At 34.0% G+C, this 19,378-nt stretch carries 17 protein-coding genes and 1 tRNA gene; all 18 read left to right on the top strand.

Features of this window, described 5'->3' with window-relative positions; translation table 11 throughout:
- The first annotated feature begins 82 nt into the window (after positions 1-82).
- The 18 genes from I6G50_RS05675 (at position 83) to I6G50_RS05590 (ending at position 19,247) form a co-directional block, all read left to right on the top strand.
- Complete coding sequence (locus I6G50_RS05675; protein WP_197908207.1) at positions 83-721, top strand: MarR family winged helix-turn-helix transcriptional regulator; 639 nt, start codon at positions 83-85, stop codon at positions 719-721.
- Between the two features lie 86 nt (positions 722-807).
- Positions 808-2,793: an ATP-binding cassette domain-containing protein gene (locus I6G50_RS05670; protein ID WP_197908206.1), complete on the top strand. Its 1,986-nt coding sequence runs from the start codon at positions 808-810 to the stop codon at positions 2,791-2,793.
- A 299-nt stretch (positions 2,794-3,092) separates the two neighbouring features.
- The gene (locus tag I6G50_RS05665) at positions 3,093-3,578 is read left to right on the top strand and encodes a phage tail protein (RefSeq protein WP_081166196.1); all 486 of its coding nucleotides are present in this window, start codon (positions 3,093-3,095) and stop codon (positions 3,576-3,578) included.
- Positions 3,579-3,773: 195 nt separating this feature from the next.
- On the top strand, positions 3,774-4,211 hold the full coding sequence (msrB, locus tag I6G50_RS05660) for a peptide-methionine (R)-S-oxide reductase MsrB (RefSeq protein WP_197908205.1): 438 nt from the start codon (positions 3,774-3,776) through the stop codon (positions 4,209-4,211).
- A 286-nt stretch (positions 4,212-4,497) separates the two neighbouring features.
- On the top strand, positions 4,498-5,979 hold the full coding sequence (locus tag I6G50_RS05655; RefSeq protein WP_197908204.1) for a helix-turn-helix domain-containing protein: 1,482 nt from the start codon (positions 4,498-4,500) through the stop codon (positions 5,977-5,979).
- A gap of 275 nt (positions 5,980-6,254) precedes the next feature.
- Positions 6,255-6,608: a hypothetical protein gene (locus I6G50_RS05650; RefSeq protein WP_042753201.1), complete on the top strand. Its 354-nt coding sequence runs from the start codon at positions 6,255-6,257 to the stop codon at positions 6,606-6,608.
- On the top strand, positions 6,601-7,125 hold the full coding sequence (locus tag I6G50_RS05645; protein ID WP_197908203.1) for a hypothetical protein: 525 nt from the start codon (positions 6,601-6,603) through the stop codon (positions 7,123-7,125). The genes I6G50_RS05650 and I6G50_RS05645 overlap by 8 nt, the downstream gene beginning before the upstream one ends.
- A gap of 66 nt (positions 7,126-7,191) precedes the next feature.
- Positions 7,192-8,727 carry a toxin Cry1Ac domain D-VI-related protein gene (locus tag I6G50_RS05640; protein ID WP_197908202.1) on the top strand — a complete coding sequence of 512 codons (1,536 nt, stop codon included), beginning with the start codon at positions 7,192-7,194 and terminating at the stop codon, positions 8,725-8,727.
- Between the two features lie 27 nt (positions 8,728-8,754).
- The gene (locus I6G50_RS05635; protein WP_197908201.1) at positions 8,755-10,527 is read left to right on the top strand and encodes a toxin Cry1Ac domain D-VI-related protein; all 1,773 of its coding nucleotides are present in this window, start codon (positions 8,755-8,757) and stop codon (positions 10,525-10,527) included.
- A gap of 731 nt (positions 10,528-11,258) precedes the next feature.
- Positions 11,259-13,538 (top strand): MucBP domain-containing protein, encoded by a 2,280-nt coding sequence (locus I6G50_RS05630; protein ID WP_232252336.1) that lies wholly within the window; start codon positions 11,259-11,261, stop codon positions 13,536-13,538.
- A 118-nt stretch (positions 13,539-13,656) separates the two neighbouring features.
- A complete protein-coding gene (locus tag I6G50_RS05625) occupies positions 13,657-14,058 on the top strand; it encodes an ArsC/Spx/MgsR family protein (protein ID WP_042753162.1) in 402 nt (133 codons plus the stop codon).
- A gap of 1,085 nt (positions 14,059-15,143) precedes the next feature.
- Positions 15,144-15,344 carry a cold-shock protein gene (locus I6G50_RS05620; RefSeq protein WP_014025159.1) on the top strand — a complete coding sequence of 67 codons (201 nt, stop codon included), beginning with the start codon at positions 15,144-15,146 and terminating at the stop codon, positions 15,342-15,344.
- 54 nt (positions 15,345-15,398) lie between these two features.
- On the top strand, positions 15,399-15,806 hold the full coding sequence (locus I6G50_RS05615; protein ID WP_306723676.1) for an ArsC/Spx/MgsR family protein: 408 nt from the start codon (positions 15,399-15,401) through the stop codon (positions 15,804-15,806).
- A 306-nt stretch (positions 15,807-16,112) separates the two neighbouring features.
- A tRNA-Met gene (locus tag I6G50_RS05610) sits at positions 16,113-16,186 on the top strand.
- Positions 16,187-16,349: 163 nt separating this feature from the next.
- Positions 16,350-16,538 carry a hypothetical protein gene (locus I6G50_RS05605; RefSeq protein WP_086582699.1) on the top strand — a complete coding sequence of 63 codons (189 nt, stop codon included), beginning with the start codon at positions 16,350-16,352 and terminating at the stop codon, positions 16,536-16,538.
- Between the two features lie 103 nt (positions 16,539-16,641).
- Positions 16,642-16,836 carry a bacteriocin gene (locus tag I6G50_RS05600; RefSeq protein WP_086582698.1) on the top strand — a complete coding sequence of 65 codons (195 nt, stop codon included), beginning with the start codon at positions 16,642-16,644 and terminating at the stop codon, positions 16,834-16,836.
- 303 nt (positions 16,837-17,139) lie between these two features.
- Positions 17,140-18,156, top strand: a complete 1,017-nt coding sequence (locus I6G50_RS05595; RefSeq protein ID WP_232252335.1) for a hypothetical protein — start codon at positions 17,140-17,142, stop codon at positions 18,154-18,156.
- Positions 18,153-19,247 (top strand): hypothetical protein, encoded by a 1,095-nt coding sequence (locus I6G50_RS05590; RefSeq protein WP_197908200.1) that lies wholly within the window; start codon positions 18,153-18,155, stop codon positions 19,245-19,247. Before I6G50_RS05595 ends, I6G50_RS05590 begins: the two co-directional genes overlap by 4 nt.
- The last annotated feature ends 131 nt before the right edge of the window (positions 19,248-19,378 follow it).

Genomic DNA, 19,378 nt, shown 5'->3' with positions numbered 1-19,378 from the left:
TATATTGACAAAACGAAATAAATATATTAAAATATATTTTGTTAGCTTATTGTTATAATAAACTAATTAAAGGAGAACAACTATGTCAGCAGAAACAAATAAATTACTTCATCTCTTTTCAAAATTATTGCGCAATCCTCAACTTATCATGGCTTTGCATATGGAAAGAATGTCAAATAAACTCGGTGAGAAAAAATCACGTACAGGTGCCCAAGGGCTTTTAGTAGAGCTGTGGAAAGCAGATGGGCTCACAAATGCAGAAATTGCAGAACTTCTTGATATTCGTCCTTCAAGTGTTACAGCTCAAGTAAAAACTTTGGAGCAAAAAGGCTTAGTAAAACGGGTCACGGATGAAAATGACAAACGCGTAAGTCGTGTTTTCTTGACAGAGGAGGGGAAACAAGCCAAAATTGAACGACGAGAAAGTCAAGATGATTTATCAGAAGGTATCTTTGGTACTTTAACTGAAGAAGAACAAACACAGTTAATTTCTATCTTAGAAAAACTAGAAGAAAACAATATTTCACACGAAGATTGTGATTTCCACTTTGGTGGTATGCGACCTGGAGGCTTTGATCCACGAATGATGCACCATATGGGACGAGAGATGGAACAAAAAATGAGAAAAGAAATGCGCCGTCAAATGAGAGATGCGCATAATCCTTGGAACTTCGGTCATAATCCACGTAGCAGAAAAGATGAAAACTGGGATGATTTCTAAGGCAAAGCAAATCAGCCTAAGGTCCTAAATTTTTTGGTAAAATTTAAGGTATAATAGATATATCTTTATTGTAGAAAGAAGAACTTATGCCCGTATTAGAATTAAAAAATATTAGAAAATCCTACTTTTTAGGCAAAGATGAATTTCCCGTCCTTAAAGGAATTAATCTTGAGTTTGAACGGGGTGACTTTGTCAGTCTGCTTGGCGAATCAGGTGGTGGTAAGTCCACATTGATGAATATCATCGGGGGACTTGACCGTGAATATGATGGGGATGTCCTTATTGACGGCGTGGCCCAAAAAGCGAAGAAGGAAAAAGACATGGATGCGTACCGCCGTGATACTATCGGTTTTATCTTCCAATCTTTCAATCTCATTAACTACCTGAGCGTTCTGGACAATATTCTCATTAGTTTAAAAATGACGAGCTTATCTGAGAAAGAACGTATCGAACGTGCGACAGAATTGACCAAGCAAGTTGGGCTCTACGAGCATCGCAAGAAAAAACCTGCCCAGCTTTCTGGTGGCCAAAAACAAAGGGTGGCTATTGCACGTGCTTTGGCCAGTGATCCTGAAGTCATCCTTGCTGATGAGCCAACAGGTGCACTTGATTCACAAAATACCAAAGAAGTCTTAGCACTTTTGCGTCAGATTGCTCAGTCAGGTAAAACAGTTATCGTCGTGACACACTCACAAGAAGTGGCGGACTACGGTACACGGACGATTCGTTTAGCGGATGGACAAATCATTGGTGACGAACGCGATAAACCAGCTTATCCGGTACCTGATGAGGCTAAGTCATTCAAGACTAAAGCACTTTCGTATGGAGATGTGATTAAAACAGCCTTTAAGCACTTTACAAATACGTGGAAAATAAATCTTCTTATCGCTATTGGTACAGCCATTGGTTTATTCTCTGTTATTTTCTTCCTTGGGCTAGGTACTGGGGCAACCAAATATATGAATGATCAGGTTACAAGTTTAGCCAATCCTAATATTATTTCAGTTGTTAAAAGGGACCCTGCTAATAATCAAGGCAAAGATAACGAAGAAGCCTATTCAAAGGCCCAACAAACAATGCTTGGTATCACAGATGAGAATATCAACAAATTGAAAGATTTGGATAATGTAGAGACAGTAGATGCTGGAATAACAAAAGCAGGTGCTGTGACACTGGACTACAGTGGACAGACAACAAGTAGCCAAGCAATTATGTCTTGGACGCCAATGATTCAAACATCAACCTTACATGCTGGGACAGAGCCAAAAGGCAATCAAATTGTTATTTCTGAAGCAGACATGAAGAAGTTTGACCAAAAAGCATTTGAAGCTAAAGATTGGAAAGCAGTCATTGGTAAAACTGTGAAAGTTAGCTTCCAAACTATTGACAAAAATAATGCACCTGTGACTATCACACAAGATATGGAAATCTCTGGTGTCTTACAAGACTTGCCAATGGTTGGGGTTTTAACTTCAACAGAAGCCCTAAAAACAATGCTTTCTGATAATAACATCGATTCGTTGCCAAATATGGCCTATGTGACAGTTACAGACACAGATAAGGTCAAAGATGTAACTAAAGCAATCAATAATCTCAAAGACAATGATAAACTTGTGTTTGCATCTACAAATATCGGTAGTATGCTTGACACAATTACCGATATCACAGGTATCGTTTCCACTGTTTTAGCTGCCATTGCTGGTATTAGTTTAATCGTCTCAATCTTTATGATTGTTGTGACAACTTACATGTCAGTAGCAGAACGTACAAAAGAAATTGGTGTACTTCGTGCCCTTGGTGGTCGTCGTAAAGATGTATCACGTATGTTCACTGCTGAAAGTGTTATCCTTGGATTATCATCAGCTGTGATTGCTATTGGCCTTGCTTTTGCCGGTCAAGCTATCATCAACAAATCACTTCATAGCTTAGTGGGTGGTAATATCGTTCAAATCACTACGGGCCATGTTATCTTTGCAGTGATTATTGCGATAATCATAGCTTTGCTTTCAAGTCTCGCTCCAGCTGCGCGTGCTGCACGTTTGAACACAATCGAAGCCTTAGCTGCGGATTAACATAATAAACAACAGTAAGTTCTGCTTTTGGCAGGACTTATTTTTTATAGACGTCAGACGTAACCACCCAACTGTTCATCATCTAAAAATCTAGCTCTTAAGTTTTTAGATAACAAAACTTATCTGAGACAATACACATTGTCCATAACAGGCCAAATCGTGAAGCGTCAAACACTAAGCCCCATGAGGTTTTGTTAGGCCCTCAGCGAAAAATAATTGTTTTCGTTAAAGGAGGAGTAATTACTAAATGTGGTGTCATGAGTTGTGCTATAATTGAGAAAAAGAAACGAGGGTCAAGTATGGCATATAAAGTTAATTTTAAAGAAGGACAAGTTGAGACTACAGGCTTAGAAAGTTCGCCTGTAGCAGAAAGCTTAGCAGGATTACGTGCGAACGAAGCACGCTATTTCTGGAATAAATATAAGTTTGAGTATATCACTTACCCGGCATCAGAAAAAAAGAAAGAGGTCGCTTGGCTTGAAAAATTATTGAAAGAAGAGCGCGATCTCGTTTTTTCAGCCCCCATTTTAGAAGTGGCAGTTTATGAGAGTGATACACTCTACTGGCCAGAATTTTATTTTGAAGATGGCTTAGTCATCAATGTCCTCTATGAAAAAACGGCAGAAGAAGGGAAAAAACCTAAACATGCTGTAGGTTTCAAACTAGCTTCAGGAATGGAAGTCCCTAAAGAACTTGAAGGAAAATTTAAATTCGCCCGTCAACGTTCAAAGCTAGCGGGAGATATCCGAGGGTCATTTTTTGTTCTGAAACAGGAATGGCTTTAAAGGATACAGACGCTCCATTGAGGATAGAAGCTATTGAAACAGGCCTTACGGGATGAAGTGAGGCCTGTTTTATATAGTGATATGACAGAGGTATGGGAAAGTTAAAGTGATATAAAGATTCCAAATAAAAGTACAAGTATTTTTTCTGGATAATGCTATACTTGAATAAGTAAGACAATAAGGAGGAAATTTGTAGTGGAAAAACTATCAAAAGAAGAGTTGAAACAAAAATTATCCGATATTGAATATGCAGTGACACAGGAAAATGCCACAGAACGTCCTTTTTCTGGAAAGTATGATGACTTCTATCAAGATGGAATCTATGTTGATATTGTCAGCGGAGAGCCGCTTTTTAGCTCTACTGATAAATATGATGCAGGCTGTGGTTGGCCATCTTTTACGCGCCCCATAGAAAAACGAGGAGTTAAAGAAAAAGCAGATTTTTCATTAGGGATGCACCGCATTGAAGTCCGAAGTAAGGATGCAGATTCACACCTCGGGCATGTATTTACAGACGGACCGCAAGATCAAGGTGGCCTCCGTTATTGTATCAATGCAGCAGCCTTAAAATTTGTTCCTGTAGAAAAATTAGATGAAGAAGGATATGGAGAATATAAATCTTTGTTTGAATAAATGATAAACCATTTGATATTTTATTATATTAGATGGTTTTTTTATTCATGACATTTCCACTTTAGGATGCTGAAACTTTATCAGAGAGTACGTTCAGATGAAGTGTGGACTACACTAGAACAGATGCTTTTATTTCCAATATAGAAACACAAATCTTAATATTTATGGTAAAATTACTGGGATTAATTTGAAATACAAAAAACAAATTAAAAACGATATCTCTAGGATGGAGTAAATGAGATAATTTATAAAAAAATATTATATCTATTTAGAAGGAAGAGAAATTATGGCTGATTCGCTGTTCATTCAGTATTTAGAAAAAGATATCTATAGAAAATCAGAAATAGTCACAATGCTTTGGGAAAATGAACACTTAACATCAAAAGAGAAGGCTTTGAATTTACAAGTGACTACAGCAACAATTAAAGCAGATGTGAAAAGCATAAACCAAGAGTATTGTGATTCCCAAGAACCGATAATACTGGCAAATACAGTGGGTTATTATATTCCTAATAAGAAAAAGAAGAATAAAAGAGAGTTTTTGAAGCAAATGTATCAAGATTCCTTGTTTGTTCGTGCTTGTTGCTTCTTTCTCAAAAATAATATTAAACACGTTGATGTTTTTGCAGAAAAAGAATGGATTTCTATAGCAAAAGCTTATAGAGTAAGAAACACTGTAGTAGAATATTTGGCAAGACTTAATATAAGTTTGTCCGACGAGGAAATAATCAATAACGAATGCCGAATTCGCTTTTTAATGGCTTTTTACCAATGGAAAGTTGGTATAGATTTAATTGAAATTATACCTCAGCGGCAACTTATATTTAATCAGTTGTTCAGTGAGATAGAGGAAGTGGAAAAATGCTTGTTTTCACAGTCTTCCAAAGAATATGCCAGTCTTCTCTTACAGCTGAGTTTTAGTAGAGAAAAGAAAACTCCGATATTTTTTGATGAAGATTCTGTACAGATTTTGAAAAAAACTAAAATTTATCAAAGATTATCTGGTCCAATAGAGATATTTTTGAAAAAAAATATGTATAAACAAGTTACAGAACATGAAGTTTTTTATTTTGCGCTTGTCTTTAATATTATGAATGCAAATTATTATGATAATCAAAGACTGAGTGAAACTTATGATTCTTATGCAGAGCTTATTAAAACATCTCCGAGACTCTACTATAAACAACTGGTTGAGAAGTTTGAGACAAAATACAACATATCTTTAGTGTCAGATAGCCTATTTGAAGTTTCTCTCATTAGCTTTTTGAGAAAATGTTTGTTTAATTTGCAAATACTTATTCCCGAAGAGCATTTAGAACGCGGACATATTGCACGTGTTCCCGCAGAATTTTTAGAAGAAATTAAAGAAATTCTAGAAGATTGGAATATGGAAGCTAGACGAAATCTTATTTTCTCTAATGCACACTTTCAATATTTAGCGTCAAAATTATTCTTTGTTCTCAATAAAAAAACACGTCCTAAACGCCTTTTTCTATTGTCTAGCTTTTATGCAGACTACTTACTCGCAAAAGAAGTAATTACACATGAATATGGGGCTTTGGTAAAGATACAGCAGTTTAATCCCCAAATGAAAACAACGGAATATAATAGTGAGGACTTGATTCTTTACGATACTGACTATGATATTTTAAAGAAAATACACTCTAAGAAGTTACAAATAGGTTTTGTTTTTGATCTTGAAGAATTACAAAATATTCGAGAAGAACTTTTTGAATACGAACTGAGTAAAATCACAAATATTGAATGAGGAGAGGAAAGTCAAAAAGTATTGTATAAGCAATACTTTTTTCACTTTCCTTTTCTTTATCTCTTAGACAGTGCAGAAAAGGTTGAGTAGAGGAGTAGAAACTAAAGGTGAGGATGCTTTTATGCTCGTATATAACATTATCTATAAGTTCCAAGGGGACTTATTTTTTATTATAAAAAATTTTACCGTACTGTGCAAAAGTAGATAAAAATATTGGGTATTTCTGGTATATAATAATTTCATCAATAAGAGAGGGGCGCAGATGAAGAAAGATATTGGAAGACAGAAAAGAGCAGAAATTATTTTCATTAACAAAATTGATTCTCGTGATCGGGCTTCTGGTGGGACTAGGAACTCTATCGTTAAAGTATCAACGTGTGTATGGAAATAGTACTTCTACAGCAGTTGGATATGAAGCTATTATAAATAATTCTAGAGAAACTGGGCATTCTGAAAAAATACAACAGAGCACTAGGAAACAAGAAACACAAACACAAACGAATGACATTGTTTCTAAGAGGAATTTACCTGATTTGGGAAGTGAGCACAAGTTAGATCTAATAATTCTAGGAATAGTAGTATGTCTATTTGGAACAATTTTATATTTGAGAAGGAGAGAAAATGATTGAAGGAAAGCAAACAGTCGCAGAGAGTACACAAAGTAGTGAAGAAAAGAAAAAGAAAAAACGATGGTTTCTGTTGTTACTGCTCCTGTTCTTTATCTTTGTAGGTGGTTTCCTTTGGTGGCGCAGTCATTCCTCTAACTTTGATAATAATGCCCACGCCTATGATGACCCCATCCGAGTTGGTAAGCAATGGAAAGCAGGAGATTTAGTTATAGCAGGTTTTGGCGAAGTCCCTGTTAATCATAAAGATAAGAACATAAAAATGACGCTTGGTAATTCTAAAATTAATAAAGCTTATTTTAAATATAAAGTTACCGTTCAAGAAGGTAAGAGAGAGATTACTGTTTTGGATAGTAAACTCATCAAGCCAGGGAATGCAATCACGGAAGTTCCAACAAAAAAATTGTCTCTTAAACCAGGCAAGTATCCTATGACTATTACAACATCTGCTTTTTCTTTGAAAGATGGTAAGTCACCATTGAATGGTTCCTCCGTGGATGCGGTATTAGTAGTGCAATAATTATGGTAATTGAGAGAATAGCCTCTTTTTACAAATAAATAAACAAAAAAGTAAAGGAAACATAAGATGAAAAAAATTGCTACTTTAGGTGCAACAACATTGACTGCACTTACACTTTTAGGCGCAGCACAGCCTTTGGTGCATGCGTCGCAGGTTGTAGAAACGGAAAACCATGTAGCACTAAAAAACAAAGCTACTGTAGCAGAGGCAACTACAGCCGTTAATTATCTGTTCTCAGATGGAGCAGCAGCAACTAAATTAAAAACAAATATGTATAGAGCCGATTTAAAAAGTGCTTTAGATAAGGTTTTGACCTTGGATGATACTGAACCAGATAAGGCTACATTACTCACGAAGATTGGGACAGCTTGGGACTTGCACGGGCCACTTCACGATGTCGATAGTACAAAGAAAATTTTTACCGCAGCATCTGGTAAAGCGAGTGATTATATTGAAAATGTTTTTACAGATTCTACACATACTAAGCTCAAATCCGGCTATGTTACAGCCATTATCGGTTTATCCAAGACGGTTTCTGAACAGTATGTGAATGCTTCTGGGTACACTACTATTGACTGGGAGTATCAAGGCTCATTTACGACATTCTTAGATAATTTAGCTCAAGCTAAAACACTCGCAGATGTCCCGGAAACAGCAGCACAAGACCTTGTAGATGCTTTATTTAAAGATACGACATATGTTGAACTTAATACCGGCACAAAACTAGAGAAGATCGAAGACGCACGTAAAGCAGTTAATGCTTTGAACGACAGTGCTGAAAAAACCGGAATGCTCAAACTTATTGGAGATGCATATGGCATGTACTTCATCGTTGATGCAAACGGGATGACAGCGGGGGATGCTCTAGGAGATAAAGTAAAAGAAAATCCCAATATGAAAACCTTGCATGATTTTGTAGAAGCAGCGACAGATTTTGAAGCAGAGGCGACAAAAGCCCATTCAAACAAAGCAGCAAAGACTGGTACCTATGACTATGTACGCAGTGGCTGGTCGAAGGCCGTAGCGACAGCAGTATCACGCGTTGACTCATATGTTGCGGGTACGGACTTATCTCAAGCAGGCTTGGGCGGTTTCTCAACAGACGTTGCTAACTTGAAAACGGCAGCTTCTGTCATTCAAGCCGATCAACAAGATTTGACAAATGACAAGGTAGAAGTAGAATACAACTATACTGCACAAGCTCCGGGAGAGCCGGGCTGGTATGGTATTGTCCCATCCGCTGTAACTTTAACCGATGCCAACCGAGGCACAGGTGAAGTGGCAAATGTAGAACTAAAAAATGCCACTAAAGTTAGCGGAGCGTACGTCCCTTATGATGGAGGCAAGACAGTTGAAGTCTTTGTCAAGTCAGATAATGGTTACAAACTGAACGACGATCAAGGTGATCCTTCAGTGGATTACAAGATGAACTATGTAGATAATACAGGTACTCATGATGTTGACCAAGATAGTAAAGAACACAAGATTGGTGAACTTAAAGCAGGTAGTGCAACGATTAACTCACATATTGACTTGATTGGAAATGCGACGAAGTCAGGAAGATATGTGGATACTCTTTTCTACCATTTCTCTGAAAAATAATAAAAACAACAATAGAAGGATAATAGAATGAAAAAAATTGTAACTTTAGGAGCCACAATTTTAACGGCACTCACTCTTTTGGGGGCAGTGCAACCCTTAGCGCATGCAAATCAAACTCATGTTACACCGAAACAAACGCAAGTTAAGCTTACTTCCATCCAAAACAAAGATGACGCAGATATTATTAATATTCCAGATGCTAATCTAAAGAAATTACTCAATAATAAAATTGATCCTACACGTCCAGCTACACAAGATATTACAGTTGGAGAAGCTAAAGCCTGTACAGCAGGTATTGCCTATACGGACGCTACAGTTGCTAATCAAATTCATGACCTAACGGGAATTGAAAATTTTGTAAATTTAATACAATTGGGGTTTGCAAGCCAAGATTTTTCAGATGTAAGTAAAATACCCGACTTATCAGGAATGACTAACTTGAATGCATTAAATGCGAGTAATTGTAAATTGAATCAAGGAGGATTTGAAAAAATTATGAATGCAGGCACAGTCAGTAACTCATGGGTATATTTTGACAAAAATCATATTACTGATATGTCGTTGATTGGGGGTCGTACGAGTTGGACAAATTATAAATTGGGTGGTCAAACTGTAGATGAAGCAAGTCAACAAGCTGTTGATGGTAAAGTTGAAATACCAAAACAAAATCTAAAAAATACAGATGGCTCTGCTCCAACTTTAACTATTAGTAATGGTGGAGTAGAAGAAAATGGTAATATTGTTTGGGATAGATTACCAGGTTCTACAACAACTGTAAATTATATTTGGGTAGGAAAAAATACATTCTCAGGTACAGTAACAGTCCCTGTCACTTGGGCAAGCGATGAAGATAAAGCACAAGCTGATGTAAATCTTCTTTTCAAAGATAATACTCGTACAGAACTCAATACTGGTCTAAAACTTCAAAAGATTGAAGATGCTCGTAAAGAAGTTGATGCTTTGAATAATAGCGATAAAAAAACAGAGTTATTAGGGCAAATCGGAGATGCTTATGGCATGTACTTCATCGTTGATGCAAAAGGGATGACAGCGGGAGACGCTCTAGGAGATAAAGTCAAGGCAGATACTAACATGAAAACTTTGCATGATTTTGTAGAAGCAGCGACAGATTTTGAAGCAGAGGCGACAAAAGCGCAAACGACCAAGTCGGCAAATGCTGGTACTTATGACTATGTACGCAGTGGCTGGTCGAAGGCCGTAGCGACAGCAGTATCACGCGTTGACTCATATGTTTCGGGTACGGACTTGTCTCAAGCAGGCTTGGGCGGTTTCTCAACAGACGTTGCTAACTTGAAAACGGCAGCTTCTGTCATTCAAGCCGATCAACAAGATTTGACAAATGACAAGGTAGAAGTAGAATACAACTATACTGCACAAGCTCCGGGAGAGCCGGGCTGGTATGGTATTGTCCCATCCGCTGTAACTTTAACCGATGCCAACCGAGGCACAGGTGAAGTGGCAAATGTAGAACTAAAAAATGCCACTAAAGTTAGCGGAGCGTACGTCCCTTATGATGGAGGCAAGACAGTTGAAGTCTTTGTCAAGTCAGATAATGGTTACAAACTGAACGACGATCAAGGTGATCCTTCAGTGGATTACAAGATGAACTATGTAGATAATACAGGTACTCATGATGTCGACCAAGATAGTAAAGAGCACAAGATTGGTGAACTTAAAGCAGGTAGTGCAACGATTAACTCACATATTGACTTGATTGGAAATGCGACGAAGTCAGGAAGATATGTGGATAATCTTTTCTACCATTTCTCTGAAAAATAAATCTTTTTAATTAAGTGTATGACAATCTAACTTACAATATATAATATAATTCAAATTTTCTAAAAAGATTCTGCATATATAAAAGTAGAATCTTTTAAAATATAAAAGTGTGAGAAAAAACTAGTTTAAATAAATATATAGAATCATGGAGGAGACATGTTCATCAAAAACGAAAGAGAAGTCACTATCTCTAAAAGCGAATACCATGCTGTAAATTTTATGTTTATGGTGTGTGGAATAAGCTTTGGAGTAATTCTTGGCTATATAATGTTTGTTATTTTAAATATACGATAAATGCATATTATCTTTTATGATAGGTAATGATAGGATAAAAGATTATTAATAGCTTTCCTAAATATGAACAATTCGTTGCTTAGAAAACTATTGGGGAGTACAAATTAATCTCATAATATTATAGAAAGTAGTTCGACAAGTTGAACGAGAGATGAGAAAGAAAAAGATAGAGCAGTAATTTCTACTTTATTGTATAAGATTTTGTAATTCTATACGTGAATTGTCTAGACAATTTTCCCGAAAAAAGAGGTTGATTTTGTAAAAAAGATGTTGTACCTTAGTACTCTCAGAGAGAACATAATGAAAGAAACTCTAAAATACTAAGCACTTAATATGGCATATTAAGTTATGAAATAATAGTGCATTCCTATATAAAATCCAGAAATATTTTTTGAAACTAATTCTGGTGTCCTAGAGTCATAGAAGAGGAGAAAATTATGGCAAAGAAAAAAATAAGTGCTCACGTTTTATTAGGAGCTACGCTTTTAAGTGGGGTTAATCCTGCCATTGTTGAAGCTAAAACAGAAGGGAGAGTCACATCGCCAACCATAGAACGTGTGGTTGAGGTTGAAGATACAGAGGTTATCAAAACAGAGGAGGAAACAGAAAATAAAGAAAAAGTAAAAAATAAAAAGACAGTAGCGGATACGAAAAATATGAGTGTAGAAACAGTTCAAACAGAAGAGGTTGCTCTTCCAACAAGCGCTATTTCACTCGATGAGTGGATGCCTGATCCTCTTCTTCAAGAACTAGTCGCAGAACAGTTCGGGATTGATAAGAGTCAACTCACCCAAGATTTTTTGAAAAATCAACAAGTGTATTTTGATTATGCTGAGGATAACCGTCCCTTTTATTTGTCCTCTTATGCTGGATTAGAATATGCGGGAGAAGTTGAACTCTATATTTCTGCTCAAAGCTACAATAGCTCACTCTTTTCTTTAAAAGAAAGTCCAATTTCATGGGATGTACTAGGGACACTGTCGAATTTAAACATTTCTATGGATGGCGACTTAACCGCAATCTTCCCCCAAGGGATTGATATGACGGATGATCGTATTCATATTGACCCTCACAATATATATTTTAGCCATGATGTTTTTCTCAATCAAACCAATTATCAGTCTTTCTATCTGAGTTACACAGACTTAAAATATTTAAATATAAATGGTTCATTCTTTGAGGAGAATACCTACATTGGAAATGTCTATTTTGGCAATGGAGAATATGTACCTAAAATTCTAGATGAGGGAATTGAATTTACTCTTGTTAGTCCGCTTGAGTATTCAACCTTAGCGGGAAAGAATTTTATTAATACAGACGACCAACAGTCCTTTCCTGATGGACCATATTTGCAGTTAGGTTTATCCAATAAATATATCAACTCAAGAATTAACCTTCATTTTGCAATGCCTGGGGGAGATGTTACTTCTCGTTATGTCGACAGTGAGGGAAATGAAATCAGTGATTCTGTTTTATATAGTGGAGGAGTAGGAGAAAATTACACCACAGAGCATAAACAGATCCCTGGTTACATCTTACAGGACATCCAAGGCACAGAGAGTGGAAAATTTACGGAAGAGCCACAAACAATCACTTACGTTTATAAAAACGAGATTCATGAAGAGATTCAAATTAAAGATGTGAAATTAGAAGTGAATCCTGCGATTGCTTGGTTTACTGAGAGTAAAGAAGTACAAACAGAAATGTTCAAACCAATGGTTATACATCCCATCACGCAGCAGAAGCTTGATGTAGAAGCTTTAGAAGCTTTAGGATTTACTCTAAGGTATGAACTATTGAAAGCTCCGCAAATTGGGGAAAATCAAGTTAAAATTATCATGAGCAACGGGGTAGAAGAAAAAGAAGCACGCACTGTTCTTTATCTTGGAGAGCCACAGGTCCGTGTCAATGACAGTAAGTTTATCAAAGCCAGTGAATCTCATGATATGAATTTAGTCAATACACTCGCTCAGTCAACAGTTGAAGTTGTGGCTAATTTTGGACAAGCGCAGCCTGAAAAAGTTGGGCTTTCTCTAGAAATCAAAGATTTTAAAGCTACTGAATATGACCAAAAGAATAAACTTACAGTTTTGGTCAATTTAGGCACTTCCAGTCAAAAACTTGTAGCCGAGGGTGCTTTAAATTTAGGAGAAGAGTCATGGGAATTGTCAGGCCAGCGCCACTATGGTGTAGCTATCCTTTCTCCAACCTACCAGCTTGGTAGTTTAGAACATCGCCTTGCAAGTCATGATACACTTGGACAAAATATTAGGCTATTTCAGGCCACTCCAGCGGGACGAATAGAACTGAGTACAAGTCAATCAGCAGACTTCTTAGCCTTCAAAGAGGCGGATATAACAGCATATAAAGACAGTAATAAACGAGGTGCACAGGAAATAGCTTTTGAATTCGGAAAAAATGAGGGGACTCTACAAAAACACCGGGAAGGTCAAGCCATATTGAAGATTAACTTAGTAGAAAATCCAGTAATAGATGGGACTAATACCTCAAGTAATCCTAAAACTGAGACTACTTATAATGTATCCGATCCTAGAGTGGCGACGCATTCCACACCGACGCTTTTAAGCAGGAGCACTGAACAATCTAGACAAAAACTTGGAGAATTCGGATCCAGAGATCAAAAAATACTAGGTACAATGGGTACACTTGCTCTCGTAGGCTCTGCTTTACTTGTATGGCTTAAAAAGCGGAGATAGTATTTTCATAACAAACTCCTTTCAACTCGCAGTACTTTTAGTTAAAAAAGTCCATGAGAACTTATGAAAATAAAGACAAACATACATAAACATTTACGAAAATTTTAGAGGGGATAGAGTGGTAAAAATATATTACACATTAGCGAATGCTTCTTCAAAAAAAGCATTACAATGGTTGAAAAAACAGAAACTAGATTATGAAAAAATTAATTGGAGTTCTACAACAAAAATGACTCAAAGTGAATTTTTTAAAATTCTTTCATTGACCGAAAGGGGAACCACAGATATACTTGCTCAAAAATCTTTGGCTTATTCGCATTTAGCACCATTTATGAATGAACTGACTCTTGTTGAATTATTGGGATGGGTTAACAGTAATAAAAGTTTACTACGCCTGCCCTTGATTATAGATGATTCTCATTTACAAGTAGGATACAATGAAGAAAACATACGACAATTTATTCCTCAGAATAGGAGAAAAATAAAAAAATTTGAAAGTGATGAGCTTTTTGAGCAGTAATCATTTTAAATATAGTTCAGTTCTGTGAGGGAAAACAGGATTCGTTAGTATGCTAAATGAAAAATAAATATCAGTGCTATATACGATAGTATATGATACCGAAGAAGAAAATAAAACTCCTAGGTAACTTATCTAGGAGTTTTATTACTTGTTAATTTTAAGGGAGGATCTACAGCATTCCGTTATATTGTTCCACCGTACATTTATAATCCTAAAAGAGATTCAAAGCTATTACCAGATGATTAATGCTATAATAAGAAAATGAATTTAAGTCTCAAGATGTTTAGTAAATAAGCGATTGTAGGACTATAAAATTATAATTAACCAAAAAACTAACCAAGCAATTAAAATGTGTGTAATAAAATTTATAAAATAAAGGGTTGCTGATTAAAACTTTTCAGTAGCTTTTTACTTTGCAAATTTTTTAGTATCCTATATTGTACTCATTTAAAAGTTTAAAGAGTGACTGATATGCTCATTTTTTATAACATAAATCTAAACTATTTAGGAAGAGGGAACTATATTTACTTCAGATATGGAGTAATGTAGTATAACTCCAGAATTAGTACAGTATAATAGATAAAAAATAATTTAGTGGGCAAAAGGTGGGCAGAATAAAAATTGATAAATGTATAAAATTAAGTCTCGCTTCTTATATCATTATGTTATCGGAGATATTAGTGTTATACTAAACTAGTTGTAGGTCAGTGCTTATGTCAAAAATTTGTACTTTCCTATGACTTATAAAATATCTAGCTATAGAGCGTAATCTATAGCTAGATTATTTATCAGAAAAGAGGCATCTCTCACATATCGGATGTCTCTTTTCTGTATGATTAGGCATTATACAAATATTTTAATCTATAAGGTTTACATCATTTTAAATATATTAAAAATATTTCAAAAGTCAGTTGAGTTTCTGACTGTTGGCATTTAATTCATGAACGAAGATTTTTTATATCAATTTGACAAAAACAAATAAGCATGATACTATGTACTAAGTAAGTTTAGTCAAAGTTATATATTTTAAATGTTTTCTTTAACCATAATGATTTACAATCTAGTTGAAAGGAAATATATATACTATGACAAAAGGAACAGTAAAATGGTTTAATGATGCTAAAGGATTTGGCTTCATTACAGCTGAAGATGGAGCAGATGTGTTCGCACATTTCTCAGAAATCCAAAGTAACGGCTTCAAAAAACTTGAAGAAGGTGAAAAAGTTACATTTGATATGGGCGAAGGTCAACGTGGACCACAAGCTACAAATATTAATAAAGCTTAATTGTAAGGCACTCTTTGGAGTGCTTTTTTTAACCAAAGCCCAAGGGAGAGTACTATTAGTCTTAAAATATATTGGCGAAAAAATTGTGCTTCTAGTAAGCAGGCACTCTTATGGTTTGAAACGCATAGAATTGCAATAGAATGTATCGAGATCACAAAAATAACTCATAACGAATTAATAAAACTATTATTATTAACGGATGGTGGGTTTGATGATATTTTAAAAAATAGACTTACGATGAAGGGGAAGACAAAAGCAGCTATTAAGACCCTAGATTTAATGTCATTTGAAGAGGCTATAGACTATCTAGAGGAGCATGTGGAAATATTACAAACTCCAATTATTATTGATAAAAACCAACTTTTTGTAGGTTTCAATGGAAGCGAAATACGTCAGTTTATACCAAGTATTAATAGAAAACTCGATATGAGAAGAAATAATGACCAAGGTAATGAAGACTAGGATTATAGAAGGAGAACAATGTTAAGAAATTTTATACTGAAGAGATGTGAAGAAAAAGTTAAAGTTGAAAATAAACAGCTAAGGGGAATTAATAACAAATTACTCAAAAAAGTGAAACGATTGGAAGTAGAGAATAATATCATTAGAAGTAAGTTTATGAATTTAAAATAATACGTTTATTGGGAAATTAGGTTAATTTAGTTAAGTGTGCTACAATGAGGATAGTATTTGAATAACATCCATTAAGGTAGTGGACTTATATAGAACAATGTTACTTTGTGGAGTTTGTTAGCTTTTATTTATTAACGCGGGGTGGAGCAGCTAGGTAGCTCGTCGGGCTCATAACCCGAAGGTCGTAGGTTCAAATCCTACTCCCGCAATATGAAGATGATTTCCCTGCTTCGTCGGGGATTTTTATATATATTGGTTTGGATATAAAATAATAATTTGTTATATATTAAGAAGACGTAGCTTACAAATAAGATAGAATAGCTGATAAAATACATAAATGTAAAATAGACGAGGAATGAAAGGAGGAGATATATGGGAATAGCAAGAACGAAACAACAGATATCAGTAATATTTGAAAAACCATTGAGTTTAGTAAATTATGAATTAGCAACGATGAGGAAAAACATAAATTTTAAAGAATACATATTTGATTCTAGATATAAAAAGCAAACCTATGTGAATATGTACGGCTACTATAAGTATTTAAATTATTGTGAATAACTTTAATTTCAAGTATTGATTGGAAAATTTGTAGTAAGTAGGTTTACTATTTCATTAAAGGATTTTTTACTCAAAAAGAAGTACTTCAGAAAGGATAAGTAAGATGCAAAAAGGAGATATCATTAAATTATCAAACGGACAAAAAGCAACAGTAGTTACAGCAGATACTGATAAATTTAAAAATATTATCATTGTAGAGCTTGAAGATCATGATGTACGGGTGGTTGATCGCGAGACGTTAACCCTTGCACCTGCTAAATACCATGATAATTTCGGCTCTCACAGCAAAATATGGTAATATAAAGCTTTATCTTAAAGTTGTGTTTAGTCCAGTAAACATGGCTTTATAAAAAACATAGCGTAAAAATAACCAAGAAATTAACCAAGCAGTTAATGTGTGTAGATAAAATTTATAAAATAAAGGATTGCTGTTATTTTTTCAGCAATTTTTTACTTTGTAAATGTTTTTTTCTTTTAATATATTTGTGCTTTAGAAACTACATGTAGAATTAACATTTTTAATTTAATTATAGGAAGAAAGTTATTTTTTTATCTTTACATATATGGACTTAGGTAAGAATAAAATGTTAAAATAAAGGAAATGAGATTTACTAGTAACAAAATCTTTATTCAAAATATGAATTTTATAAAAATATCCATTATTGGAGGAGAAAGTGAAGATGTTGGAATGACAATAAAAGTTTTTGATATTAATGAAAATGTGTATGAGGAGCAACTCGTTCCTGAAGACGTCGATAACATCCAAAAGATTTTTAATAAAATTTTTGCTTCAAGTAATACTGATCATCAAAAAATTGAATGTTTTACAAGTGATAGTTCAATAATAAAAAAGTATCATGATAGTGAAAATTTTGATTTGACATTTTTTGCAAATGAATTATTAAAGGCTGAAAAAAAGAAAGATAGTACGAGAAATAAGCAGATTACACGTGGATTTTTATTTGTAAAAAAAGAATCAGATGTTTTGCAACTTTTAAAACTTGAAAGTATAGAGACGATTGACAAAGACCAACATTATAAAATGCGTGATTCTTTTTCAACTGTGTCAAATTATTATAAAGGCTGTCTTTTTTCAGGAAATTTGAAAAATGTGACTGTAATTGATAAGAATACTACAGTAGCAGGTTTTTGGCGTGACAAGTTTTTAGGGTTAGAACTTAATCGAAATGAATATCAGGATTCAATGGAATTGATTTCATTAATTCACGAAGATGAATTGTTTTCCGAACAAATAAAAAATCAGGAAAATTTTCAGGAGATTAAAAGTAAAACTGAAGATTTTTTATTTGGTAATGAAAATTTTGACAAAACCCAACTTGCTGATAATTTACGAAGAAATAATTTGATTGAATTAACAGATTTAAACAAGATTTATTCTGAAGAATCTAAAAAATTGAATGCCCAATTTCAGATTTCAAACAAAGCGATTGCTAAAAGCTATAAAAAAACAATTCAAGTTTCAAAAGAGACTAAAATCTTTACTGATAATTATGCGCAATTGAAGAAGCGGAATGGAATAAAATTTGAGAATGGTAGACTTATTTTAACAGTTTCTGAGGCATTTTTAAAAAATATTCCAGATGAGTTGATGAAATGAGTCCTAAAGGAAATTTTAATTTCACTTCTTTTGAATTTTTAAAAAATCAAATTCCTGACGCTGTATTAGATTTCACAGAAGATAGTATTTTACATAATCAAGAAAATTTATTATTCCTAGAAGAACGTTATATTGAAGAAAATAGCCAATTTCTAAATATCACAGAAAAATTAAGCGAGAAGAAGTTTAACAGTCAGCTTAAAATTTATGAAAATAACAATCTAAAAGAAGTTAATGATTATAGTCAAGAAATTGAATTGTTTAAACTGATATTATTAGAAAATAATATTGATGGATTATCCAAATCTGATTTGATAGTTTCTGTAAAGCATTTTGAAAATTATGAACAAACAGAAAAAGTTAAACTCGTCCAAAATATTTATATTTTAATATTTTTATCAAATGTCATTGAATACAAAAATAATGAATTTGTATTCGAAGTCAAGGGTGATGAAAATAATACTACAGCTAAGTTAGATGATGTAAACACTGATTTGATTGAGTTTTATAATTGGATAGTTGAGAGTAAAGATAACTTGTATACTCGATTAAAAATTATTCGTGAACTTATTCTAAAAAAAGGCTCTTTTAAGCTTAATATCTCTGATTTAAATAGTGCTAAGTCAATGTTTAATCGAATAATCAAGGAGGAAACTGATAAATATTTTGATCAAATAAATATTCTAAAAGATGATTTTTTGCAGTTAAGTGATCAAAAAAGGAAAAGCTATAATTCATTACATATTAAATTCTTAGGGTGGATTAGCTCCATTGGTTTATTTGTATACGAACAGTTGAAAGATAAACCCAGTGAGAATTTGATTTATAACTTGTTTTTTGAGATAAATGACAAAATACGAGTTTTTTTGGTAATTTTTATCTTAGCTTTGATTATTATTTGGGTGATTTTTGTTAAAGAAATGGTGGATAATCAGGAAGAATATGAAAAAATAAAAGATTTTTATACAAAAAAATTGTTTTTAGACGAGAAAGATATTATTTACTATTTGAAGAAGCCTGAGATAAGATGTTCGTATAAAGTTATAGTTATTCTTCTTATAATTTGTTTTTTTGTCAGGATTTTTGTTTGAAATTTTGTAAAGTATTTTCAATGATTATAAATCCATTTGTGATTTATAAGAGAATAGTAGCTTAAATAGTATATACACTTTTGTATAATGAAATAATGTGATTTAACCTCTTTAGTAGTTCTGTGATAGCA

Source organism: Lactococcus garvieae (assembly GCF_016027715.1).
Lineage (GTDB): Bacteria > Bacillota > Bacilli > Lactobacillales > Streptococcaceae > Lactococcus > Lactococcus garvieae_A.
Note: the sequence above shows the minus strand (reverse complement) of the source record. Positions and strands in the feature narration are given on the sequence as shown.